General features: G+C 56.0%; 28 protein-coding genes. 24 read left to right on the top strand and 4 right to left on the bottom strand.

The genetic code is table 11. The features are described 5' to 3' along the window. The first annotated feature begins 5 nt into the window (after positions 1 to 5). The 9 genes from VXJ35_RS03320 (at position 6) to VXJ35_RS03280 (ending at position 7,164) form a co-directional block, all read left to right on the top strand. Positions 6 to 236 (top strand): hypothetical protein, encoded by a 231-nt coding sequence (locus VXJ35_RS03320; protein WP_064020482.1) that lies wholly within the window; start codon positions 6 to 8, stop codon positions 234 to 236. 145 nt (positions 237 to 381) lie between these two features. Further along, on the top strand, positions 382 to 1,113 hold the full coding sequence (locus VXJ35_RS03315) for a hypothetical protein (RefSeq protein ID WP_064020481.1): 732 nt from the start codon (positions 382 to 384) through the stop codon (positions 1,111 to 1,113). 91 nt (positions 1,114 to 1,204) lie between these two features. Continuing rightward, a complete protein-coding gene (locus tag VXJ35_RS03310) occupies positions 1,205 to 2,221 on the top strand; it encodes a ChuX/HutX family heme-like substrate-binding protein (protein ID WP_064020480.1) in 1,017 nt (338 codons plus the stop codon). 33 nt (positions 2,222 to 2,254) lie between these two features. Beyond that, positions 2,255 to 2,791, top strand: coding sequence for a HugZ family protein (locus VXJ35_RS03305; RefSeq protein WP_064020479.1), 537 nt, complete (start codon positions 2,255 to 2,257; stop codon positions 2,789 to 2,791). Between the two features lie 17 nt (positions 2,792 to 2,808). Next, positions 2,809 to 3,705, top strand: coding sequence for a hemin ABC transporter substrate-binding protein (locus VXJ35_RS03300; RefSeq protein ID WP_064020478.1), 897 nt, complete (start codon positions 2,809 to 2,811; stop codon positions 3,703 to 3,705). Next, positions 3,702 to 4,796, top strand: a complete 1,095-nt coding sequence (locus VXJ35_RS03295; protein ID WP_064020477.1) for an iron ABC transporter permease — start codon at positions 3,702 to 3,704, stop codon at positions 4,794 to 4,796. The genes VXJ35_RS03300 and VXJ35_RS03295 overlap by 4 nt, the downstream gene beginning before the upstream one ends. A gap of 1 nt (position 4,797) precedes the next feature. Beyond that, positions 4,798 to 5,610 (top strand): heme ABC transporter ATP-binding protein, encoded by an 813-nt coding sequence (locus VXJ35_RS03290; protein ID WP_064020476.1) that lies wholly within the window; start codon positions 4,798 to 4,800, stop codon positions 5,608 to 5,610. A gap of 394 nt (positions 5,611 to 6,004) precedes the next feature. Beyond that, positions 6,005 to 6,631, top strand: coding sequence for a hypothetical protein (locus tag VXJ35_RS03285; RefSeq protein WP_064020474.1), 627 nt, complete (start codon positions 6,005 to 6,007; stop codon positions 6,629 to 6,631). Positions 6,632 to 7,011: 380 nt separating this feature from the next. Continuing rightward, a complete protein-coding gene (locus tag VXJ35_RS03280) occupies positions 7,012 to 7,164 on the top strand; it encodes a hypothetical protein (protein WP_157198050.1) in 153 nt (50 codons plus the stop codon). Positions 7,165 to 7,171: 7 nt separating this feature from the next. Here the strand turns inward: VXJ35_RS03280 and VXJ35_RS03275 are convergent, their stop codons facing one another. Both VXJ35_RS03275 and VXJ35_RS03270 read right to left on the bottom strand, forming a co-directional pair. Continuing rightward, positions 7,172 to 7,465, bottom strand: a complete 294-nt coding sequence (locus tag VXJ35_RS03275; protein ID WP_064020473.1) for a hypothetical protein — start codon at positions 7,463 to 7,465, stop codon at positions 7,172 to 7,174. Between the two features lie 10 nt (positions 7,466 to 7,475). Further along, entirely contained in the window at positions 7,476 to 7,724 is a 249-nt protein-coding gene (locus VXJ35_RS03270) for a hypothetical protein (RefSeq protein WP_064020472.1), read from the bottom strand. Between the two features lie 211 nt (positions 7,725 to 7,935). Between VXJ35_RS03270 and VXJ35_RS03265 the strand changes: the two genes are divergently transcribed. The 5 genes from VXJ35_RS03265 to VXJ35_RS03245 all read left to right on the top strand — a co-directional run bounded on the left by VXJ35_RS03265 (position 7,936) and on the right by VXJ35_RS03245 (position 12,727). Then, entirely contained in the window at positions 7,936 to 8,250 is a 315-nt protein-coding gene (locus tag VXJ35_RS03265) for a hypothetical protein (protein ID WP_157198049.1), read from the top strand. A gap of 169 nt (positions 8,251 to 8,419) precedes the next feature. Continuing rightward, complete coding sequence (locus VXJ35_RS03260; RefSeq protein WP_064020471.1) at positions 8,420 to 10,609, top strand: TonB-dependent siderophore receptor; 2,190 nt, start codon at positions 8,420 to 8,422, stop codon at positions 10,607 to 10,609. A gap of 66 nt (positions 10,610 to 10,675) precedes the next feature. Next, a complete protein-coding gene (locus VXJ35_RS03255) occupies positions 10,676 to 11,386 on the top strand; it encodes a PepSY-associated TM helix domain-containing protein (RefSeq protein ID WP_064020470.1) in 711 nt (236 codons plus the stop codon). A 3-nt stretch (positions 11,387 to 11,389) separates the two neighbouring features. Next, positions 11,390 to 12,073, top strand: a complete 684-nt coding sequence (locus VXJ35_RS03250) for a Fe2+-dependent dioxygenase (protein WP_064020469.1) — start codon at positions 11,390 to 11,392, stop codon at positions 12,071 to 12,073. A gap of 144 nt (positions 12,074 to 12,217) precedes the next feature. After that, a complete protein-coding gene (locus VXJ35_RS03245) occupies positions 12,218 to 12,727 on the top strand; it encodes a J domain-containing protein (RefSeq protein ID WP_064020468.1) in 510 nt (169 codons plus the stop codon). A 9-nt stretch (positions 12,728 to 12,736) separates the two neighbouring features. On the opposite strand, the gene VXJ35_RS03240 is transcribed toward VXJ35_RS03245, so the two are convergent. Further along, positions 12,737 to 13,033 (bottom strand): VOC family protein, encoded by a 297-nt coding sequence (locus VXJ35_RS03240; protein ID WP_054761308.1) that lies wholly within the window; start codon positions 13,031 to 13,033, stop codon positions 12,737 to 12,739. A 421-nt stretch (positions 13,034 to 13,454) separates the two neighbouring features. Here VXJ35_RS03240 and VXJ35_RS03235 point away from each other — a divergent pair, with 421 nt between their 5' ends. Then, positions 13,455 to 13,646 (top strand): hypothetical protein, encoded by a 192-nt coding sequence (locus tag VXJ35_RS03235; protein ID WP_064040978.1) that lies wholly within the window; start codon positions 13,455 to 13,457, stop codon positions 13,644 to 13,646. A 51-nt stretch (positions 13,647 to 13,697) separates the two neighbouring features. Here the strand turns inward: VXJ35_RS03235 and VXJ35_RS03230 are convergent, their stop codons facing one another. Continuing rightward, on the bottom strand, positions 13,698 to 13,904 hold the full coding sequence (locus VXJ35_RS03230; RefSeq protein ID WP_054761276.1) for a hypothetical protein: 207 nt from the start codon (positions 13,902 to 13,904) through the stop codon (positions 13,698 to 13,700). A gap of 96 nt (positions 13,905 to 14,000) precedes the next feature. Between VXJ35_RS03230 and VXJ35_RS03225 the strand changes: the two genes are divergently transcribed. From VXJ35_RS03225 to VXJ35_RS03185, 9 genes are all read left to right on the top strand, one after another. Then, positions 14,001 to 14,135: a hypothetical protein gene (locus tag VXJ35_RS03225; protein WP_269454703.1), complete on the top strand. Its 135-nt coding sequence runs from the start codon at positions 14,001 to 14,003 to the stop codon at positions 14,133 to 14,135. Positions 14,136 to 14,346: 211 nt separating this feature from the next. Beyond that, positions 14,347 to 14,724 (top strand): 4a-hydroxytetrahydrobiopterin dehydratase, encoded by a 378-nt coding sequence (locus VXJ35_RS03220; protein WP_064020466.1) that lies wholly within the window; start codon positions 14,347 to 14,349, stop codon positions 14,722 to 14,724. 10 nt (positions 14,725 to 14,734) lie between these two features. After that, positions 14,735 to 15,994, top strand: a complete 1,260-nt coding sequence (locus VXJ35_RS03215; protein ID WP_064020465.1) for a formylmethanofuran dehydrogenase subunit B — start codon at positions 14,735 to 14,737, stop codon at positions 15,992 to 15,994. 9 nt (positions 15,995 to 16,003) lie between these two features. After that, positions 16,004 to 17,668: a formylmethanofuran dehydrogenase subunit A gene (locus tag VXJ35_RS03210; protein ID WP_064020464.1), complete on the top strand. Its 1,665-nt coding sequence runs from the start codon at positions 16,004 to 16,006 to the stop codon at positions 17,666 to 17,668. Further along, the gene (locus tag VXJ35_RS03205) at positions 17,668 to 17,964 is read left to right on the top strand and encodes a coiled-coil domain-containing protein (protein WP_064020463.1); all 297 of its coding nucleotides are present in this window, start codon (positions 17,668 to 17,670) and stop codon (positions 17,962 to 17,964) included. The genes VXJ35_RS03210 and VXJ35_RS03205 overlap by 1 nt, the downstream gene beginning before the upstream one ends. Continuing rightward, positions 17,961 to 18,344, top strand: a complete 384-nt coding sequence (locus VXJ35_RS03200; RefSeq protein ID WP_064020462.1) for a hypothetical protein — start codon at positions 17,961 to 17,963, stop codon at positions 18,342 to 18,344. The genes VXJ35_RS03205 and VXJ35_RS03200 overlap by 4 nt, the downstream gene beginning before the upstream one ends. Before the next feature lie 87 nt (positions 18,345 to 18,431). Continuing rightward, complete coding sequence (locus VXJ35_RS03195) at positions 18,432 to 18,908, top strand: hypothetical protein (RefSeq protein WP_157198048.1); 477 nt, start codon at positions 18,432 to 18,434, stop codon at positions 18,906 to 18,908. 101 nt (positions 18,909 to 19,009) lie between these two features. Then, the gene (locus tag VXJ35_RS03190) at positions 19,010 to 19,699 is read left to right on the top strand and encodes an HNH endonuclease (RefSeq protein ID WP_064020461.1); all 690 of its coding nucleotides are present in this window, start codon (positions 19,010 to 19,012) and stop codon (positions 19,697 to 19,699) included. A 364-nt stretch (positions 19,700 to 20,063) separates the two neighbouring features. Next, a complete protein-coding gene (locus tag VXJ35_RS03185; protein WP_064020460.1) occupies positions 20,064 to 20,729 on the top strand; it encodes a methyltransferase in 666 nt (221 codons plus the stop codon). The last annotated feature ends 5 nt before the right edge of the window (positions 20,730 to 20,734 follow it).

Genomic DNA, 20,734 nt, shown 5'->3' with positions numbered 1-20,734 from the left:
CAAACATGCAACGCAATTTCCGGCCCGGTGCCCCCAAAAAACAACTGGAAGCGCTATTCGACGACTTGTTGCGCCACGACGGCTTCGGCGACTTGCGCGTCGAAATACGCCTACTCAAGCGCGGCCAGAAGGAAGTGATCATTTACTGCGGCAAGCAGTACCGCTACGTGGTCGACGTACCGCCGCGCGACGCGCTGGCGGCGGCCTCCGCAAGCGACCCGACCCAACCGCCATGAATTTATTCATCCGCCACCGCAGCGGCCATAGTCCGAGGCGGACCGCCGGCGAGGTGCCGAAGCGGCGGAAACGATAGCTAAACCAAACCGGCGCAGCGTCTTCGCGGCGAAGAGCTGCGCCAAATCCATTAACAGAGGAAAAACCATGAACAAAACTTACCGACTGACTTTGATCGCCGGCCTGATGGCCGCATCCGGCATTGCCCACGCCGACCTGACCAACGGCCCCGACCCTTACGCGGCCGGCAAAGGCTTCGACGCGCCGCACGAAGCGGCCTGGGGCGGCTGGAGCCGCGGCGATACCGGCACCTTGTACGCCGAATGGGACACCTTCGTCGACAGTAGCTATCCGGGAACCCGCACCGCGGCACCCGATGTCGGCAGCGCCGGCGCCAGCGACGCTTATCTGAGCTGGAATTCCGGCACCTTCGCCGCCGGCTCCGGCAATTTGTACAGTTTCAGCGTGATCGAACAGTTTGCCGCCAACATTGTCGGCAGCGTCGCTTCCGGGCCGCTGCGGGCGGTACTGCAGTTCGAGACCGTCGGCACGCTGGCCGACTATGCCAGCATCCTGCTGAACGGTATCGCGCCGACCTTTACCAGCCAGACCTTCTACGATTCCAGCTACCCCAGCTCGTTCGGCAACGTGCCGCTGGAACACTATCTGGCCTATTGGGACTTGCCGGAAGCGGCCGCCAGCTACCAATTCACGTTCAGCAGCGCCGAGCACAGCTTGAGCTTGGGCCAAGTCGCGCTGGATATCGGCCCGAACAGCGCTCCGGTGTCCGGGGTACCGCTGCCGGCCGCCGTCTGGATGTTCGGCGCCGGGCTGATGGCACTGTTGGGCGTAAACCGCAAAAAAGGCTTGGCGGTTTAGGCCGCCGCGTGCGCTTGGCGCCGGCGGCGCCAAGCCTCACCACCGCGATGCCCGTTCGGCGGGCATCGCCCTCGACTGACTGGAGTTGAACATGATGTTGAATACGGCCACCACCCAAAACGCAACCGCCGCCTACGACCTGAAACTGGCCTGGCGCGACTTGCTAGCCGACCACCCGCACCTGCGGCCGCGCGACGCGGCGAGTGCCCTGGGCGTCAGCGAAGCCGAACTGGTGGCGACCGGCTGCGGCGATAACGCGATCAGGCTGCGTCCCGACTGGCCGGCGTTGATCGACGCGGTCGGCACGCTCGGACCGGTCATGGCTTTGACCCGCAACGACGTTGCCGTGCACGAAAAAACCGGCTTATACGAGCGTCTGCACCTGTGCGGCGAGCTGCTGCTGGTGTCCGGCCATAACATCGAGCTGTGCCTGCTGACCGGCCGCTGGCATTCCGGCTACGCCACCACCGAGCAAAGCCGGATCGGTCCGCGCCGGAGCCTGCAATTTTTCGACGCCGACGGCGAAGCCGTCCACAAAATCTACCTGACCGAGCACTCGGATGCGGAACGTTTCCGGCGGCTGGCCGAGGCATTTGCCGCCGCCGACCAAACGCCGGCCGCCGATATCCCTTACGCCGAACCGGCCGGTTTCGATTGGGCTGCGGCTCAGGGGCTACCCGATTTGTGGCAGCGTCTGGCACCGCTCTGCACCGGCAAACCGCTAGCGGCTGCCGGCTTCGTTTCCGGGCACCAGTTCCGGGAACTGATGCAGCAACTGGCGCGGATGGCCTTACCGTTGCAAATCCTGACCGCCAACGCCGGCGCGCTGCAATTGCACACCGGTCCGGTGCAGAACCTGCGGATTACCGCCCCCTGGTTTAACGTACTGGACCAGGGTTTCAATCTGCACCTTAACGAAAAAGGCGTGGCCGAGGCCGCCATCGTCCACACCCGCCACGGCCGGCACACGCTGCGCAGCTTGCAGTTGCGCGACCGCCCGGGCCAAACCGTCGCCGCCGTTTTCGGCGATTACGATCCGGCAGACGGCGAGAGCCTGTTGTGGCGGGAATTCATCGATGCCCTGCCCGGCAACCGTATTTTTAATTAACCGCCCGGCCGTCTCCGGGTACAGGACAAGACCATGAACGACAAAACCATAGACCTCGAACAAATCCGCCAAAATTACAGTGCATTGGCGCAAAGCTTCTCTTCGGTATTGCTGGCCACCGTCAGCGCCGACGGCGAACCGGAAGCCAGCTATGCCGCCTATCTGCAACACGACGGCGACTATTACATCTACGTCAGCGAGCTGTCGGCCCACACTCGCAATCTGCTCGACAACGGCAAGGTCTGTCTGCTGTTCGTCGAAGACGAAGACAAAGCCGCGCACTTGTTCGCCCGCCAACGCGTGACCTACCACTGCGCCGCCGCCGAAATCGACCGCGATACCGAAGCGTTCGCCTACATCATGGCTTTGTTCGAGGAAAAATTCGGCGCCTTCATCCGCCAGTTGCAAAAAATGCAGGACTTTCATTTGTTCCGCATCCAACCGCAACGCGGCAGCTTCGTGCAAGGCTTCGCCAAGGCCTTTGCCATCGAAGGCGACGATTTGAGCCAGGTCCGCCACGTCAACGACGTCGGCCACCAGACCCGCGAACCGGCCGAAGTGCCGGCGTGAACGGCAGGGATTTGGCTATGAAACTCAACATACCGCTAGGCCTTGCCTGCCGAAGCGCACTCGCCGCCCTAGCCTGGCTGGCGGCCGCGCCGGTATCTGCCGCCGCACCGGCCCGCATCGTCTCGGTCGGCGGCGCGTTGACCGAAATCGTCTACGCGCTGGACGGCGCCGAGCGCCTGGTCGGCGTCGATAGCACCAGCCTGACGCCGGCCGCCGCCAAGGCGCTGCCGCAAGTCGGCTATATGCGCAGCTTGTCGGCGGAAGGCGTGCTGTCGCTGCGCCCGGACCTGCTATTGGCCAGCGCCCACGCCGGCCCGCCGGCGGTGCTGGAGCAATTGCGCGCGGCCGGCGTGCGCATCGAAACGTTACCCGAAGACTATTCCGCCCCCGGCATCACCGCCAAAATTGGCGCTGTCGCCGCGTTGCTGGATAAGCCCGAGCAAGGCCGGGAACTGGCCAAGCAGGTGCAAGCCGACTTCGACCGGTTGGCGCAGTGGCGCGCGCAACGCGGCGATCAGCCCAAGGTGCTGTTTTTGATGGCGGTCGCCCACGGCGCGCCGCTGGCGTCCGGACATGGCACCGCCGCCGACGCGGTGTTAACGCTGGCCGGCGCCGCCAACGCCGCCGGCGAACTGCAAGGCAACAAACCGATAGGCACGGAGGCGATGGTCGCCGCCGCGCCGGACGTGATTCTGTTAACCGACGTCGCCGCCAACGCCATCGGCGGCCTGGAGGCGTTCTACCAACAACCCGGCATCGCCCAAACCCCGGCCGGCCGGCAGCGTAAAATCTTCATCGTCGATACCCTGGCCTTGCTCGGCTTTGGCTTGCACAGCGGCCAGGCCATGCTGGAACTGGCCAAACAATTGCACGGCGAGCCGGCGGTCGCCGCCGATACGGGTGCCGGCCGATGACAGTCCATGCCGCGACCGCGACGGCCGGACCGCGTCTTCGGCTGAAACCGGCCTTGAGCCGCGCCGGCCTGTGCTGGCTGCTGGCACTGCTGCTGGCCGTCGCCGCCTTGGCCGCACTCGGCAGCGGCGCGGTCGCGATCTCGGCCGGCCAGGCCGTCGCCATCGTCGCCGACCGCTTCGGTATCGCCCTGCCCTGGACCTTCGGCGCCGACCAGCAAGCGGTGTTGCTGGCGATTCGCGCGCCGCGCCTGGTGCTGGGTTTATTGGTCGGCGGCGCCTTGGCTGCATCCGGCGCGGCGATGCAGGGCTTGTTCCGCAATCCGCTGGCCGATCCGGCCTTGATCGGCGTTTCCAGCGGCGCGGCGCTGGCTGCGGTGGCAGTCATCGTCTTGCGCGACAGCCTGTTCGGCGCAATCGCCGGCGTATTCGGCGCCTATTTATTGCCGGTCGCGGCCATCGCCGGCGGTTTTGGGGTCAGTTGGCTGGTGTACCGGCTGGCCAACAGCGGCGACCGCCTGGACGTGGCCTCGCTGTTGTTGTCCGGCATTGCCATCAACGCGCTGGCCGGCTCGGCCACCGGCTTGCTGGTGTATCTGGCCGACGACGACCAGTTGCGCAGCTTGACCTTCTGGAGCCTGGGCAGCCTGAACGGCGCCGGCTGGGACGGGGTCGCCATCGGCGCGCCGTTTTTACTCGCCAATCTGCTGCTGTTACCGTGGCTGGCCGATGCCTTGAACGCGTTACTGCTCGGCGAGGCCGAAGCCGGCCACCTGGGCTTTCCGGTCGAACGCATCAAAACCGGCGTGGTGGCCTTGGTCGCGCTCGGCGTCGGCGCGGCGGTGGCCTTGTCCGGCGTGATCGGCTTCGTCGGCCTGGTGGTGCCGCATCTATTGCGGCTGGCGCAGGGGCCGGACCATCGTTGGCTATTGCCCGCGTCGGCTCTGCTCGGCGCCTTATTACTGATCTGCGCCGATTATCTGGCCCGCTGCTTGGCGGCACCGGCCGAAGTCCCAATCGGCATCGTCACCGGCCTGCTCGGCAGTCCGTTTTTTCTGTGGCTACTGTTCCGCCAAAAATTGATGGGCCACTGACATGCTGCAAGCCATAGCCCTGACCCTGCGCGCCGGCGCGAAAACCTTGCTGGACGGCGTGACGCTGGAACTGCGCCCCGGCGAAGTGCTGGCCGTGGCCGGCCCGAACGGCGCCGGTAAATCCAGCCTGCTGAGGGCCATGAGCGGCGAGTTGGCGCCGTTCGCCGGCCGAGTATTGATGAACGGCCGGCCGCTGGCGGAATGGCCGCCGCAGCGGGCGGCGTTGCTGCGCGGCGTGTTGCCGCAAAGTGCCGGGCTGGCGTTTCGTTTCACGGTGCGCGACGTGGCGCTGATGGGCCGCAGCCCGCAACGCAAAACCCACAGCGCCGCGCAAAACCGAGCCATCGCCGAACAGGCGCTGGCGATGACCGATACCGGCCATCTGGCCGAGCGCATCTACACCACGCTGTCCGGCGGCGAACGCCAACGGGTGCAACTGGCGCGGGTGCTGGCGCAAATCTGGGAACCGCAAGACCCGCTGCACCGCTATTTATTGCTGGACGAACCCACCTCGGCGCTGGACCTGGCCCACCAGCACGCGGTGTTGGCCATCGCCCGCCGCTTCGCCGACGAACAACAGGCCGGGGTCCTGGCGGTGTTGCACGATCTTAACCTGGCCGCGCTGTACGCCGACCGCATCGCCCTACTGCACCACGGCCGGCTGGCCGCCATCGGCACGCCGGCGCAAACCCTGAACAGCGAGCTGATCCGGCAAGTATTCGCTTACCCGGTGAGTATCGGTAGTCATCCGCAAATCCCGGCGGCGCCGTTGGTGATTCCGCGGCGGCAAATGGCGCCGGGCTTGGCGGGATAACGAGGTCTGCGGTAATGCGGCAGGCAATCGGCCGCCCTGGATTGTTGACCGATTTAGCGTGTTCGGAGGAATGCGTTAACAAAAGCCGCCAGGGAGGGCGGCACCTTACGATTCAATGCCACAGTTTTTCCTGCTTGGCGATGGCATTGTTGAGAGTAAAATCGAATAAACTGGCAGCGGACACTAGCCCTGTTGCAATCGGTGGTTCCAGTGATTCAAAGACGCAGATTGCTCCGTTACCTGTCGTTGGTTTTGATTTCCGAATGGTATATCGACAGGAAAATTACATGCTGACCCATCAGTTATTGAAAATATTGAAAAAAATGAGTATTAGCTTGGCGATATACGGAAACTGTTTAATTACTAGTTATGCAAATAGAGAACAGATGCTCGTATGATTGAATATGGTTTCATAGGCACAGCGTATCGAATATTAAAAGATATATTCAATTTCGCTCGTGGTAAGAGGCGCTCACTGTCTTCGTCTGAGAGAGTTCAATTAAGGCAAAAATGGAAAAAGGAATTTGAAGAGGTTATCGCCATAAGGCAGAGAGATAAACTAAGAATGGATGTAATCATTAGAGACATGAAACGTATTGATAATTATCCAGACGTCAATGACAAAGAAAAAGGCATTTCGTCTTGGTTCAAGGTCGGTTTAATGGGTACATACCATAAAGGTATACAAGCTGGCCTAAGTTGGGGGTCTCTGAAAGTTGATGAGCAAACCGGCAAATACAGATTTGTCAATCGCAAGAACAAAGAAGAAGGCGATATAAAGGTAATTCTAATTGGGCTTATACCATACGAAAACATCGAAGCAACAAATTGGGAGGGAGACAAGTATGGTGGGCATCCACATATTTACTGCCACTTTACAGAGAAGAAAAACCAGCCGTATGAAAAGTTGATATTTTCTGAGCAAAGGCAGCTAGATCACTTTACATACTATAGCGAAGTAGCAGACTATGAAGAGGTCAGAAAGCTCAGTAAAAAACGCAAAATTGAGTATTTTGCATAACATGGCGCTCAAGCCGACCCGCTTCCGCCACGCTCCAACGGTCGGCTTAGCTCTACGTTAGGCATCGCAAATCACCGCATACTCCCATCGAAGTCCCGTAGGGTGGGCACGGCTTTTGTGCCCACGCGGATTTGAATGGTGGGCAATTTTGCCCACCCTACCTCTATACGCTGACGGTAGGTTTGCGAACCGCACCATTCGGGAAACGACGTACTTTCCTCCGTGCGGTTCGTTACCTCACCGCACGCTACGACCAGAATGCAGAAAACCAGGCGCGGTTAGCATCCAGCCATAAATAAACGATGTGACAACAACCCACCGCCACCCAACCCAGTGCCAGGCAGCCTAACCTATTAAATTTACCGTAGATGAAGCGAGCCATGACATTGACCAAAGCGCCCGGTGTCGCGCCGGCGGTTGCCGCGAAGCTCCTCTTGTTACACAGCCAACCCGGCGCATACGCCGCCAAAACCGATAGCGTCACGACCCTGCCGACCGTAGAAGTTAAAGCCCAGGGTGAGCCCAACCAATAACGGCTACTTAATCGCGCTTGCGGGATTGGCGGGCGCCGGGTTTGGCAAACGAGCGCCAGACTTCGGACGGCGTTGCCCGGCCGCTCAATACCTTGTCAATGATGGGTTTGTTGGCTTTGACGAAAAACGCCAATGCCATCAGCGCCAGCAGCAAGGCCAGCCAGACGATGGGCGCGGCGTCGCCGGTCAACGCGGCGAAAATCTCCGCACTGGTCTGCGGAAACAGGACGTTAACCACGAAGCTGAATCCTATCGTTGCCGACAGAATGGCGATGACAAGCGCCTGCGGATGGTAGCGCATGGCCGCACGCCTAGTTCAAACGCTGGCTGGGCTTGATCATGGTAAAGCCGGAGCGTTTGGCTTTTTCCTTGTCGCCGCCGGCTCTGGCCTGGATTGCCGCATCGGCCAGCGTATCGGCCAAGCCAAGGAAGTCGGCCACTTCGAAGCGCATCGTCAAATTCTGGACGTGCAGATGGACGACGCCGCATTCGCGGCAGATTTGCGCCTTGCCGAATTCGGTCGCCGCCAGGTATTCGTGGTTGCAGGGTTTCTTGCTCATCGCTGGTTCCTCAAGTTAAGTGAAAGTTCCGTCAGGCGCTGCCGGCCGCCTAGTTTGGCCGCGGCTAATCCTAAAAACATCTTCCAAACGATTTGCTTGGAACCCAGATCCAGGCAACGAAAATCGGTGGCGTGCAGTTGGCCTTTTTCGACCAACGCCGCCAACACATCCGGTGCAATCGCCAGATTGACACAATCCGCTTTGTCTAAAAATGAAAATAGTCGTTTCACGGGTACTGACAGGCAGTGAATTTGAAACAAATGATAATTATTCTCATTTGCGCAGTAAAGCTTTTTCCCTTGTTGCGATGAAATTATTTTTTTCGTCGCGCACAACAATGCCGGATCAGTCCGAGGAATTGATCAAGCTTGGCCGCACCAAACCCAAGCTAGCCGGAATTTCGAGTAGAAATAGCACCTTCCACGCCGGCTCTGTGGCCTGTGGATTAGGCCACCAAAAACGGCGTCGCTTGCAACTTGTTGCGCTTGAGCAACGGTTGACAATCAAAACGAAACACATAAAATGAGAATCGTTATTATTTGAGAACGATTCCAGCAACGCTGTTTTTATCCAAGTTCTCAATAGTCCGATCTTCCGCCGTCAACCGCGCCGGAGACAAGAATCGCAACACTGAAATAGCCACCCAGCGTTCCTCGCCAGGCAGCCAATCGAATCAAGCCAACTTAGGGGAACGTATGTCCGACACCAAACAACTCCGTACTAAATCCGGCAACGCCAAGTGGCGGCTGGGCGCCTTATTGCCGCTTGGCGCAGCCTTGAGCGGCATGGCTTTAGCCGCGCCGCCGGCCGAGCAAGCCGCCGATCCCGACCAAGAAGTGGTGCTGGACGACGTTAAGGTCAAAGCCAACCGCGACAAACCGGTCAACCGGTTCAAGGCCGACACCTCGACCACCGGCAGTAAAACCGAAATGGCGATTCGCGACATTCCGCAATCGATCAGCGTGGTCAAGGAAGAATTGATCGAATCGCAAAACGCCTTCAACTTGCGCGACGCTTTGCGCAACGTCAGCGGCCTGACCATCGCCGCCGGCGAAGGCGGCCGTACCGGCGACTCGATCACGCTGCGTGGTTTTTCCGCCAACTCCGACCAATATCTGGACGGGGTCAAGGACAACGGCCAGTATGCCCGCGATACGTTTTTCATAGAGCGCGCCGAAGTGCTGAAGGGCGCATCGTCGATTCTGTTCGGCCGCGGCGCCACCGGCGGCGTAATCAACCAGGTGTTCAAAAAGCCCACCGGCAAAACCGGCGTCACCGGTAACTTTACCTACGGTCTGTACGACTTCAAACGCACCACCATCGACGCCGAAACCAAATACCAGGATTTTGGCGCACGTTTGAATGTGCTGTACCAGGATGCCGATTCGTTCCGCGACTACAACTACACCAACCGCTGGGGCATCGCGCCGTCGTTCAAATGGGACATCAGCGCCGACACCGACCTGACTTTGAATCTGTTGCACCAACAGGAAGACGGCGTCTTCGACTACGGCGTACCGATGTATAACGGCCGGCCGGCCGACGTGCCGATCAATACCTTCTACGGTTATTACGACAACCGGATGATGGACACTGACGTCAACGTCGCCACCGTCGCCCTGACCCACCGCTTCAACCAGGATTTTTCGGTGAAAAACACTGTGCGTTACGGCGACTACGAGCGTAAATACCTGACTCATCTCTATTCGGGAGCCGCGGCGCTTTCCGGCGTCAATGCCGGCACCATCAACCGCAGCCAGGCCTTGCGGCTGAACACGCAGGAAAACGTCTATAACCAAACCGACTTCGTGTACAAGAAACCGTTGTTCGGCCATGCCAACACGTTGATGTTCGGCAGCGAATTCGGTTGGGAAGAGTACGACTTCAAATCCAAAAACTCGACCGGCATAAGCCGAGTCTCGGTGTTCGATCCGCGTATCACGGCCAGCACCAGCGGCCTGGCTTACGACTTCAGCGGCGTTTTGGCCACCAACCGCTTGACCCGCGCCCAAACCTACGCCGGCTATTTGATGGACCAATTCGAAATCACGCCGGAATGGAAAATCCTCGGCGGTACCCGTTACGACGTATTCGAAGCCCAGCAAATCGACCGGATCAGCACCGGCAATTTCGATTCCAGCGTCTCGCAATGGAGCCCGCGCGGCGGCATTATCTGGCAACCCAGCAAGGAGCAGTCTTACTACTTCAGCTACGGCAAATCCTTCAATCCGTCGGCGGAAAGCCTGAGTTTGTCGGCCAACAACGCCAACCTGCCGCCCGAGCAAAACCACAATTACGAGATCGGTGCGAAATGGGATTTGTTCGACGGCAAACTGTCGGCCACCGCCGCGATATTCCGCCTGGAAAAAACCAACGCCCGCACCACGTCGCCGCTGGACCCAAATTTGCAAATTTTGGCCGGAGAGCAACGCACCGACGGCTTCGAGCTGGGCTTGGCCGGAGAAATCATGCCGAACTGGGATGCATCGATCACCTATGCCCACCTCGATGCCGAAATTACCAAATCAACGTCAACGGCTACCGGCTCGGTCAGCGGTGCGGTCAAATCCTTTCTGGGCATGACGCCGGTCAACGTGCCGGAGGATAGCGGCGTGGCCTGGACCACTTACCATTTAACCGACAATTGGGAAATCGGCGGCGGCGTGTTTTACGCCAGCCACCGTTACGCCGACAACGTCAACGAAGCCATGCTGCCCGGCTATGCCCGGTTGGACGCAGTGGTGGCTTACCACCAGAAGCATTACGATGTGCAACTGAACGTGTTCAACCTGACCGATACGGTGTATTACGAGTCGGGCCAGCAAAACTCGGCTCTGCCGGGTAGCCCGGTGTCCGGCCAATTGACCGTCAGTTTCAAATACTAACCTTGCCGGGAAACGCCGAAGCCGGCGTTTCCGGTAACCTGATTCCGCTTTATTGGGTAAATCGCCATGAATAGCAGCGCCGAAATTTTGTCTAAGCCAGCCAACCGCCCGCCGCAGAAAACCAACGGCGGCTATCTTTTTTTGCCGAGAAGCCTGTCGCGCGGCGCATTTTTAAAATGGCTGCGCCGCACCCATGCCTGGTTCGGACTGTGGGGGGCGACACTGGGCCTGTTGTTCGGCTTTACCGGGATTTTGATGAATCATCGCGACATCTTGAAAATACCGATTGGCCGCATGGAACCCAAGGAAATCCAGATGGCCCTGCCCGATCCGAAACCGGCCGACCCGAAAGCGTTGGCGGCCTGGCTGGGCCAAACCCTCAACGTCGATACCAGCCACGCCAGGGCGCGTAAAGAGCCGGGCAAGACCGTGACCTGGAATAACCAGCCGGTACAACAGCCGGCGTCGTGGCAAATCAATTTGCGCAACCCGCAACACCTGTTGTCGGCCGAATATTGGGAAGGCAACGCCTTCGTCACGGTCAAACAAAGCGATGCCAACCTGTTGCAAACCTTGAACAATCTGCACAAGGGCGTCGGCATGGGCATGGGTTGGGTGTTGTTGGTCGATACGCTGGCTGGCGGCTTGATCTTATTAAGTTTGACCGGCACTTTGCTGTGGACCCGGCTGCACGGCAACCGGCTGGCCGCGGCCGGCTTGGGTTTGGGTTCGTTGAGCCTGATGCTTTATTTTGCTTTCGATGCGATTGGGGCTTGAACCATGCTGATCGAAATTCCCGAGGTGTTGAACGCGGACGAACTTAACCAAGTCCGCACCATTCTGGCCGACGCTGCCTGGGCCGATGGCCGCATCACGGCCGGCAGCCAGTCGGCGCAAGTCAAAAACAATTGGCAATTGCCGGAACAATCGGAACAGAGTGCGGCCGCTCGTGCCGTGTTACTGGCGGCTTTGAACCGAAACGCGCTGTTCCTCTCGGCAGCCTTGCCCAAACGCATTTTCCCGCCTTTGTTCAACCGTTACGAGGGCGAACACAACACCTTCGGCAACCACATCGACAATGCGGTCCGCCATTGTCCGGTGACCGGCCAGCGGGTGCGCACCGACCTGTCGGCGACGATTTTTCTGGCCGATCCGGACAGTTACGACGGCGGCGAACTGGTGATCGAAGATACCTACGGCCAGCACGCCGTCAAACTCGCAGCCGGCGACATGGTGCTGTACCCCGGTTCCAGCCTGCATCGGGTGGAACCGGTAACCCGCGGCGCCAGAGTGGCGTCATTTTTTTGGTTGGAAAGCATGGTTCGCGAAACCGAGCGCCGCCGGCTGTTGTTCGAAATGGACATGGCCGTCCTGCAATTGCGCAATACTGGCGGCGACAGCGAGCCGGTGGTCAATCTAACCGGCTGCTACCATAACCTGCTGCGGATGTGGGCTGAGGTCTAATCGCGCTGCCAAACTTTCTGCAAGCGGCGGCGCGGGCACTGTTTCGCATTGCAGCCGAGCCGCGGCGGCAGCCGGTTGCGCCGGTATCGTCTACACTTTTCGACACCGGCAACCCGCGCTCAAAGCCTCGCAGACCACCCGCCAATGAATCCGATTATTTTCGCCATAGCGGCATTCGTCGCCGCACTGGCCTTTAGCTATTTGCTGATCAGGCACCGCGCCAGACAAAAGCGGCGGAAATTGCCGAAGCCCGCGGTAACCAAGCCCAATCCCAACGACCGGGTCATCTCCTGCCCGGCTTGCGCCCAGCAAATCAAATTCACGCTCCCGCTCAAAAGCAATAAGGCCCAATGCCGCAAATGTGCGGCGCAATTCAAATTGGACGTGGACGCGCACAGCAACGTCTATATCACCGAAATCAAGCTGCCGGAAGACGATACCGCGATCAAAACCTTGGACGAATGCTTTACCGTTCTGGATGTCAAGGCCGATGCGATTCCAATGGACATTCGCACCGCTTACAAAAAGAAAATTTCGGAATACCACCCGGACAAGGTAGAAAATCTGGGCGCGAAAATCAGGCAGGTCGCGGAAGAAGAAACCCGAAGAATCAATGCCGCCTATGCGATGCTGCAAGAAGCCGGTCGGGTATGACTACCGGCGTTATTTGGCCAGACGGATCATCTCGATCTGATTGCCGGCCGGGTCCTGGATATAGACCGACGCGGTGCCGTCGCGATGGGTTTGCAACGGGCCGTAGTCCTCGGCATGCTCGGATACAATCGCGAAATGCGGCGGGTGTTGGTTGGGCAGCACCAACGCCAGCGCCACGTTGGCGAATTGCAGCAAGGCCCAGGTTTCGTCCTGGTATGCCACCTTCAGTTGGTAGCGGCTTTTGTACCAGTCCACGCTTTGCTGAATATCGTCGACTTGAATGGCAATGTGGTGAATGGTATCCATCGGGTAAGCTCCAACGGCCGGTTGCGGAGAAATTTCCGGCCAATTTATACCGCACAACAGTTTTGCGGCAAGTTCAGTTAAATCAAGCACTAGCGTAGCAGCGAGCCGCTATTCGCACGCCGGGTAAAACCCATAAATTCATTATGCGACAAATTGTCGCGTTTTTTCTGGACAAGCGCATTTTTCTTCAATAGAATGCGCCCACCTTGACTCAGGTCAATGCGCCTTGCAACGGCGCATCTTTAAAAAGGGGGAGGAGGTAAGCGACCGCTTCGGCGGTATAACAAGAAAAATAGCGCAACACTTTAACCTACCGCCACATCGGGTAGGCGTCCATCAAAAAACATAAAAACACCGGACGGAGCCCACTTTATCGTGGGCTTTTTTATGTTCTTATCACTTCATTCAACTTGTTATTCTGATGAAAGAAAAGCCAGACTCCATACCCACCGAACTGATGGAATACGAGCGGTTCATTGAAGAATTGCTCAACGACACCAAGCATCCGGTGCATAACCGCGCCCACCCGCTGCATCAGGAATCCGTTAAAGCGCTCGACGAGATGATGCGGCGAGTCGAAGAGATGCGCAACGAGTGGCTGTCCAAAGGCTAGACCCGGACCGGCGTAAGCGCACCAAATCGCTCACGCCAAGCGTAGGCCGAATCAATGTATCTCGGTCGAAACCACCATCGGCCGGTCCAGTTTGTCCGGATACTGGCAAACCATCTGGACCAATTCTTGCGCCAAATGCAGCCGGCGCTGGTTCTCCAGCAAGGATTGCAGCCACATGACTTGGCGTTTCAATTCAACGATCTGGGCTTCCTGCTCGGACACGGTTCGTAATAATGCTTCCAAAGACATCGTAGACATATTTTTATCCCCCGTTTGAGTTAGTTTTTGGGCTTCGAACTCCGGTTATCGGCGTTGAGTTCAGTGCCGAATTGGAGACGAAACCTCGGATTTTCAATGCCCCACGTTTGCCGGCCTCGCCTGACCGGCCGCATCGACGGCGGAAGTCTGCATGAAAGCGATATCGGCAACGCTCATCCGGTTAAGCGGCCGGCGCGGAAAAATCTGTACCGGGCGGGCGCCAAACTGTGACACTTATCCGGAAAATTATCGGCAACCGTTGCCTCCTGTGGAAATTGGGCAATTTGCCCGATTGGCGGCAAGCGGTTTGCGGTCGAATGAGCGATCCGACTCGGCGGCGGCTGGAAAATTGGTTAAAACGACTGAGCCGCCCCGCAGCATAAAGACACCGGACCAAACTGTGCGATAGAATGCCGCATTGACTTTAGCCCGGGGATAGACGATGCCGCACGATACGCCCAAGGTTTACAGCGAAGCCGAAATTGCCGAACGTTTAAGCCGCGAATTACCGCATTGGTACTACGAAAACGGCTGGATTCGCCGCAAATATAAGACCAGCGGTTGGAAAGCCACGTTGATGGTCGTCAACACGGTAGGCCATTTGGCGGAAAAAGCCTGGCACCACCCGGACCTGACGGTTTCCTATGCCTTCGTGATCGTTAAACTGGTCACTCACGCCGCCAAAGGCGTGACCGACAAAGATTTTGCGTTGGCCAAGAAAATCGAGGACGTCGTGCAGTGGGATGCGGCGACCGAGTCCAACGGCATCTTCGAAGGCACGCCGGACGATCCGCGTTTCAAATACATTAAAAAAGACTGAGGACAGCACGATGACTGAAATCACCGAGGTACCCAGCCCGTTCTGCGGTATCGGTACCGACGACCTGACGATCCGGGTGGAAGGCGTAAATTTGAAAGTGACCGCCAACGGTTGCGCGGTCAACACGCCGGCTTTCGAACAGCCGATCGGCGACCTATCCCCACGCGTGCAGGGCCAAGCGGTCGATTTGGCGACAGCGGCAGCGAAAGCCGCCGAATTGCTGCGCGACACCAAGCAACCGGCCATCGGCGGCTGCGCGACCGACGTCAACGGCATGCGCGCGCTATTGGCTCTGGCCGATAAAACCGGCGCCGTGGCCGATACCGGCAATTTCAACATTGCCCGCCGCAACCTGTTGGCCTTACAGGATAGCGGCTGGATGAACACCACCTTGGCGGAAATCAAAAACCGTTGCGACTTGCTGCTCATCGTCGGCACCGTGCCGGAGGGTTTCGCGCCGCGTTTTTTCGAACGCTATCTGTGGACCGAAGACGCGATGTATCTGCCGGACACGTCCGCCCGCGAGGTGATTTACTTGGGCAAAACGCCCTGCGGCGACGCCTCCACCTCACCATCCGGGCAGAAGGCCCAAGTACTGGCTTGCGCCGATGCGGATCTGCCCGATGTCGTCGCGGTATTGTCGGCGCTGGTCAAAAAACAACCGATACAGGCGCAAAGCGTAGCCGGCATCGCCGTCGCCGACTTGCAAACCGTCGCCGATAAATTGCGCGGCGCTAAATACGGCGTCGTGCTTTGGGGAGCCGGCACTCTGGCCTACGACCACGCCGAACTGACCGTGCAAGCCATTTGCAACATCGTCAAGGACATCAATTTGCAAGGCACGCGCTGCTCCGGTTTCCCGCTCGGCGGCAAGGAAGGCGACCAGACCGCCAACCAGGTGTGCGGTTGGACCACCGGCTATCCGGCGCGGGTCAATTTCGCCCGCGGCTACCCGGAATACGATCCGTTTCTGTACGACAGCCAGGCCATGCTCGCCAGCGGCGAAGCCGATGCCTTGGTTTGGGTTAACGCTTTCAACACCAGCGCCAAGCCGCCTATAACCGAGTTACCCACCATCGTGGTTGGCCGCTCCGGCATTGTGTTCGATAAAGAACCCGACGTGTTCATCCCGGTCGGCACGCCCGGCATCGACCATGCCGGCCACGCTTACCGTCTGGACAACGTAGTGGCGATCCGCCTGAAAAAACTCCGAGATTCCGGCCTGCCCAGCACCGCCGACGTGCTGCACGCCATTGAACAAGCCCTTTAGGATACCGACATGCTGATAAAACTCACAGGCGGCACCGTTTACGACCCGGCCAGCGGCATCGACGGCCAGCAGCAGGACATTTATGTACAAGACGGCCGCATCGTCGACGCGCCGAAAGACGGCCGTCCGGTCGACCAAGAATACGATTTGCGCGGCAAAGTAGTCATGTCCGGCGCCATCGACATGCACACCCACATCGGCGGCGGCAAGGGCAACATCGCCCGAACCCTGCTGCCGGAAGACCACCGCCAGGACCCGGTGCACCGCACGTCGATTACTCGTTCCGGTAACGGTCACGCGATGCCCAGCACCTATGTCGCGGGCTATCGCTACGCGGAAATGGGCTACACGGCCTGCTTCGAACCTGCAGTGCTGCCGGTCAACGCCCGCCAAGCGCATATGGAAATGGGTGATACGCCGATTGTGGATAAAGGCGGCTATGTGATGCTGGGCAGCGACGACTTTTTGCTGCGCATGCTTACCGCGAAAAAAGATCAAAAGGCCATCAACGATTACGTGGCCTGGACGCTGAACGCTGCCAAAGGTATCGGCATTAAAGTGGTCAACGCCGGCGGCATCAACGCCTTCAAATTCAACCAGCGCCAACTGGATCTGGACGAGAAGAACAGCCATTACGACGTCACGCCAAGGCAAATCCTGCAAACCCTGGCTCGCGCGGTCAAAGAACTAGGTATTACCCACCCGTTGCACGTGCATGGCTGTAACCTGGGCGTGCCAGGCAACGTCGACACCACCTTGAACACCATTCAAGGCGTGGAAGGCTTACCGATGCATTTGACCCACATCCAGTTCCACAGCTACGGTACCGAGGGCGACTTCAAATTCTCCTCCGGCGCCGCGCAAATCGCCGAAGCGATCAACAACAACAAAAATATCAGCGCCGACGTCGGTCAGATTTTGTTCGGCCAAACCGTCACTGCCTCCGGCGACAACATGCGCCAGCACGCCAACCACCGCTTCGCCAGCCCGAATAAATGGGTATGCATGGACATCGAATGCGATGCTGGCTGCGGCGTGGTGCCGTTCAAGTACAAGGATCAGAACTTCGTCAACGCCTTGCAATGGGCGATCGGATTGGAAATCTTCCTGCTGGTCGAAGACCCGTGGCGGATATTCCTGACCACCGATCACCCCAACGGCGCGCCGTTCACCAGCTATCCGCACTTGATCCGTCTGCTGATGGACCGCAGCTTCCGTAACGACATGCTGGCGACCATCCATCCGGAAGCACAAAAAATGACCACGCTGGCATCTATCGAGCGCGAATACACGCTGAACGAAATCGCCATCATGACCCGCGCCGGCGCGGCTCGCATCATCGGCCTCAAAGACCGCGGCGCCTTGAGTGCCGGCAACTTCGCCGACATCACGGTCTATACCGAAAATGCCGACAGACAGGCGATGTTTACCAAGCCGGATTACGTGTTCAAGGACGGCGAGCTGGTGGTCAAGGACGGTCAAGTCGTCAAGGTCACCTGGGGCACCACCCACATCGTCAAACCGGAATACGATTTGTCGATAGAAAGCGAGCTGAAACCGTATTTCGATAAATACCTGACCATGAAACTCGGCAACTTTAAAATCAGCGACGACGAAATTTCTGAGGACGGGCGCGGCAGCTTGACGGCGCATCCGTTGCGGGGTGTGGCGTAATGACTACGCTGGCGTTCGATACACATGCATTTGTAAAACGCCTGCATGAAGTTGGCTTTACCGACGAGCAAGCGGAACGATTGGCCGAGTTGTCCCAGGAAATTGTCAACGCAACGCTGGAACAAATTCACCAACGTGAGTTAGCCAGCAAACAGGATTTGAAAGAAACCGAATTAAGGCTCGAATTGAAAATCGCCGAAACCAAATCCGATTTGATTCGCTGGATAGTGGGTGCAGGACTTTTGCAAACAGCCTTGATAACCGCTTTGTTGTTGAAATTGAGCAGCGGGATATGAGCAACGCGGAGGGTGATACCATTTGGAAGCCAATAACCCCGCCATTCATAGCCGATACTGAAAAGACTATCGGAGACTGGTCTGAAAAAGTTAATATTCAGTTGAAATTCGAAGCTATTTTACAACATCTCGACTTCAATCAAGCATCCATAGCGCAAGAAATAAAAACCTTAGAATATCTAACCCAGACTGCAATAAGAGATGCATTTGGCGACTTAGAAAGCGAGGAGTCGCAAGCCCTTTATAGCCATATTTTCTACGATGGAGCAGGAGTTTTTAACTATGAATACTCAGGAATACATCACTTTGAGATAATGCAGTGGCATTCTGAGTTTTTGTTTATTTATTCATATTTTGAATACACACTAACAGGTTGGTGAAAAACTCTTTTTTGCAACCAATCAGACCTATATTTAGTACTACAAGATTGATTCAGCACTAAATAAAGGCTTCTTATAGCTAAATTAGTGGTCAGAATATGGTTTTTCACCAACCTGCTAAACCATTTATGCAGAACAGCCAAAGAGAAATTACACCTTGACCTAACATGTGATGATTTATCCGGAAAAGGCATTGAAAGAGCAAAAAACTATCTAACTAAAGTAGCCGGAATAGATACTCCATTTAAATCGAATCTCTGGCAAAATATAAAATTATTTTCCGAGGTACGAAATAAAATAGCTCATAGTGGTGGCATTGTTGACCTAAACAAAGATAAGGACAAAAAACTTTACGATACAATAATAAAATTCAATAATGCAAATAACACAAGCACACACTTAAAATTGGAACAAAGTCTTGAGCAGGAAAACTTGAGAAAAATTGTATTGACCCACAGCTTTTTAAAAACATACGCCGCCCAAAGCCTTGAACTGTTTCTATTAAAAATATGCACTTATGAAGTTTCAAATTGCAAGACAAAAAACACTATGACCAAACCGTAGCTCATGCTTGATGGATTACCACCAATATCGCCTATAAACTGAAATCAGACTAAGGCAAGCATAGCCTACTATACTGGGCTTTGAGAAACACGGAGGATTTTATGGAATATTCCGACACAAATAACAAAACATTAATTGATAAATACCAGGAAGATTATAAAGCAGCCATAAAATCAATAGACTGGGAAGTTAAGGAACTTATTCAGAATGGCAAAGAAATGAAGGGAATTTTACTTTTCAGCCAAAGCATTAACTCCATTCTCGAAGTACATAGCTCATTGCATACATTTTATTCTGCAATTTATAACCACCAAGACGTACTCAAAAAATTCAATTCTGAGCGCTTAAAACAATTAGGCCATGATCCAAAACCAACTTTCGAATTATTAAAAGATGCGAATGCCTCACAAGATGATATTGAAAAATACGTCGAAAGAGAATTAGCAACAGTCGGATTCAATTCAACACACTGGTATATCAAGGGAAGAATATTATCTGAGATTGAATACATGATCGAAGCCTTAAAAATACTTATTGAGCCGGAATTTATTCCTTTTGAAGATAATGTAGAAGAAAGTCAAACTGAAAATCAAACCGATCGATATGTTCCATCAAACGTCAAATTAGCGGTTTGGCGAAGAGATAGTGGAAAATGCGTGGAATGCGGCTCTAATGAAAAACTGGAATATGATCACATTATCCCGATATCGAAAGGCGGCTCTAATACTGAAAGAAATGTACAATTGCTGTGCGAAAAATGTAACAGAAAAAAATCAGCAAATATTCAATAAATAAAATATACCCTGCAAAGCCTCGCAGATCCGATTAGCAAAGCGTAATTAGATGAATATGTATGGATTTTGCTTTGTTCTTGCGTCAGCGCGTTGGTAAACTTGGAATAATGAGGAAGACGAGGTATGGAACGATGTTCCAGCCGCGTGAAGTGGTTTTCCATTGATCGACTTTCAGCGCATAAAAAAGCGGCCGGTGTTGATTATAAACGCCGCGAATTTTCAGAGTAACTTTTTAGCGGTAAAAATAAACTCGCAATCGGCTTTTGAAAATGCCTTGGCATTACACAAAGTCGAATATAATGAATAGCAAATTCACCGAATACTTGGCAAGCAATAACTTCAAAACCGATACAAACAAAATATGACTACAACTGGCATCACTATAGCCGACCGGGAAGCGGAATTAGCCGACTATCTGGCGCGCCAACCCTATTCGGTTGAACAAGATGGCATCAAACTAACGATAGCCAAAAACGTATTTCCGTCGGATTTCGGCTTGACCAGTTCGTTTTTCGGCGATTTCATGTTGAAACAAAAACCCGGCAAGACGGGATTGGACATGGGCTGCGGCAGCGGCTATTTCGCGTTCATCTTGAAAATAATCGGCTGCGAAGAAGTTATCGGCGTCGACTTTAACCCCGACGCCGTTGCCTGTGCCCGCCACAACGGTTTGCAAAATCCGGAGTTGTCGCCGGACGCATTCATTCACAGCGATTTGTTCGCTTCGGTACCGGCCAAGCGTTTCGACATGGTTGTGTTCAACTTTAATTACTATCCCTCCAACGGTACCTTCGGCTTGAACGCGGACGGCGGCCAACAGATACTACGCCGGTTTTTTAGCGAGGCGCCGGACTACCTCGAACCGAACGCGCAGATATTCATTCCGTTTTCCGATTTCGTCGGCGCCGAGCACGACCCTAAACATGTCGCTCCGGAATATGGCTTTAACGTAAATGCCGTTGCCGAAACCCACAACCATGCGGGCCGACACGTGATTTACCAAATCAATCAAAATCCAATCGATTAAACCGG

It is taken from the genome of Methylomonas sp. DH-1 (assembly GCF_046097555.1).
GTDB classification, from domain to species: domain Bacteria; phylum Pseudomonadota; class Gammaproteobacteria; order Methylococcales; family Methylomonadaceae; genus Methylomonas; species Methylomonas koyamae.
Note: the sequence above shows the minus strand (reverse complement) of the source record. Positions and strands in the feature narration are given on the sequence as shown.

Excerpts from the sequence above, each read along its gene's own strand:
- VXJ35_RS03260 (WP_064020471.1), top strand. The coding sequence starts at position 8,420 with ATGTCCGACACCAAACAACTCCGTACTAAATCCGGCAACGCCAAGTGG.
- VXJ35_RS03200 (WP_064020462.1), top strand. The coding sequence starts at position 17,961 with ATGAGCAACGCGGAGGGTGATACCATTTGGAAGCCAATAACCCCGCCA.
- VXJ35_RS03230 (WP_054761276.1), bottom strand. The coding sequence starts at position 13,904 with ATGTCTACGATGTCTTTGGAAGCATTATTACGAACCGTGTCCGAGCAG.
- VXJ35_RS03270 (WP_064020472.1), bottom strand. The coding sequence starts at position 7,724 with ATGAGCAAGAAACCCTGCAACCACGAATACCTGGCGGCGACCGAATTC.
- VXJ35_RS03285 (WP_064020474.1), top strand. The coding sequence starts at position 6,005 with ATGATTGAATATGGTTTCATAGGCACAGCGTATCGAATATTAAAAGAT.
- VXJ35_RS03250 (WP_064020469.1), top strand. The coding sequence starts at position 11,390 with ATGCTGATCGAAATTCCCGAGGTGTTGAACGCGGACGAACTTAACCAA.
- VXJ35_RS03240 (WP_054761308.1), bottom strand. The coding sequence starts at position 13,033 with ATGGATACCATTCACCACATTGCCATTCAAGTCGACGATATTCAGCAA.
- VXJ35_RS03245 (WP_064020468.1), top strand. The coding sequence starts at position 12,218 with ATGAATCCGATTATTTTCGCCATAGCGGCATTCGTCGCCGCACTGGCC.
- VXJ35_RS03320 (WP_064020482.1), top strand. The coding sequence starts at position 6 with ATGCAACGCAATTTCCGGCCCGGTGCCCCCAAAAAACAACTGGAAGCG.
- VXJ35_RS03290 (WP_064020476.1), top strand. The coding sequence starts at position 4,798 with ATGCTGCAAGCCATAGCCCTGACCCTGCGCGCCGGCGCGAAAACCTTG.
- VXJ35_RS03225 (WP_269454703.1), top strand. The coding sequence starts at position 14,001 with ATGCCCCACGTTTGCCGGCCTCGCCTGACCGGCCGCATCGACGGCGGA.
- VXJ35_RS03265 (WP_157198049.1), top strand. The coding sequence starts at position 7,936 with ATGAAAATAGTCGTTTCACGGGTACTGACAGGCAGTGAATTTGAAACA.
- VXJ35_RS03220 (WP_064020466.1), top strand. The coding sequence starts at position 14,347 with ATGCCGCACGATACGCCCAAGGTTTACAGCGAAGCCGAAATTGCCGAA.
- VXJ35_RS03305 (WP_064020479.1), top strand. The coding sequence starts at position 2,255 with ATGAACGACAAAACCATAGACCTCGAACAAATCCGCCAAAATTACAGT.
- VXJ35_RS03295 (WP_064020477.1), top strand. The coding sequence starts at position 3,702 with ATGACAGTCCATGCCGCGACCGCGACGGCCGGACCGCGTCTTCGGCTG.
- VXJ35_RS03315 (WP_064020481.1), top strand. The coding sequence starts at position 382 with ATGAACAAAACTTACCGACTGACTTTGATCGCCGGCCTGATGGCCGCA.
- VXJ35_RS03275 (WP_064020473.1), bottom strand. The coding sequence starts at position 7,465 with ATGCGCTACCATCCGCAGGCGCTTGTCATCGCCATTCTGTCGGCAACG.
- VXJ35_RS03255 (WP_064020470.1), top strand. The coding sequence starts at position 10,676 with ATGAATAGCAGCGCCGAAATTTTGTCTAAGCCAGCCAACCGCCCGCCG.
- VXJ35_RS03190 (WP_064020461.1), top strand. The coding sequence starts at position 19,010 with ATGGAATATTCCGACACAAATAACAAAACATTAATTGATAAATACCAG.
- VXJ35_RS03210 (WP_064020464.1), top strand. The coding sequence starts at position 16,004 with ATGCTGATAAAACTCACAGGCGGCACCGTTTACGACCCGGCCAGCGGC.
- VXJ35_RS03235 (WP_064040978.1), top strand. The coding sequence starts at position 13,455 with ATGAAAGAAAAGCCAGACTCCATACCCACCGAACTGATGGAATACGAG.
- VXJ35_RS03300 (WP_064020478.1), top strand. The coding sequence starts at position 2,809 with ATGAAACTCAACATACCGCTAGGCCTTGCCTGCCGAAGCGCACTCGCC.
- VXJ35_RS03310 (WP_064020480.1), top strand. The coding sequence starts at position 1,205 with ATGATGTTGAATACGGCCACCACCCAAAACGCAACCGCCGCCTACGAC.
- VXJ35_RS03280 (WP_157198050.1), top strand. The coding sequence starts at position 7,012 with ATGACATTGACCAAAGCGCCCGGTGTCGCGCCGGCGGTTGCCGCGAAG.
- VXJ35_RS03205 (WP_064020463.1), top strand. The coding sequence starts at position 17,668 with ATGACTACGCTGGCGTTCGATACACATGCATTTGTAAAACGCCTGCAT.
- VXJ35_RS03215 (WP_064020465.1), top strand. The coding sequence starts at position 14,735 with ATGACTGAAATCACCGAGGTACCCAGCCCGTTCTGCGGTATCGGTACC.
- VXJ35_RS03185 (WP_064020460.1), top strand. The coding sequence starts at position 20,064 with ATGACTACAACTGGCATCACTATAGCCGACCGGGAAGCGGAATTAGCC.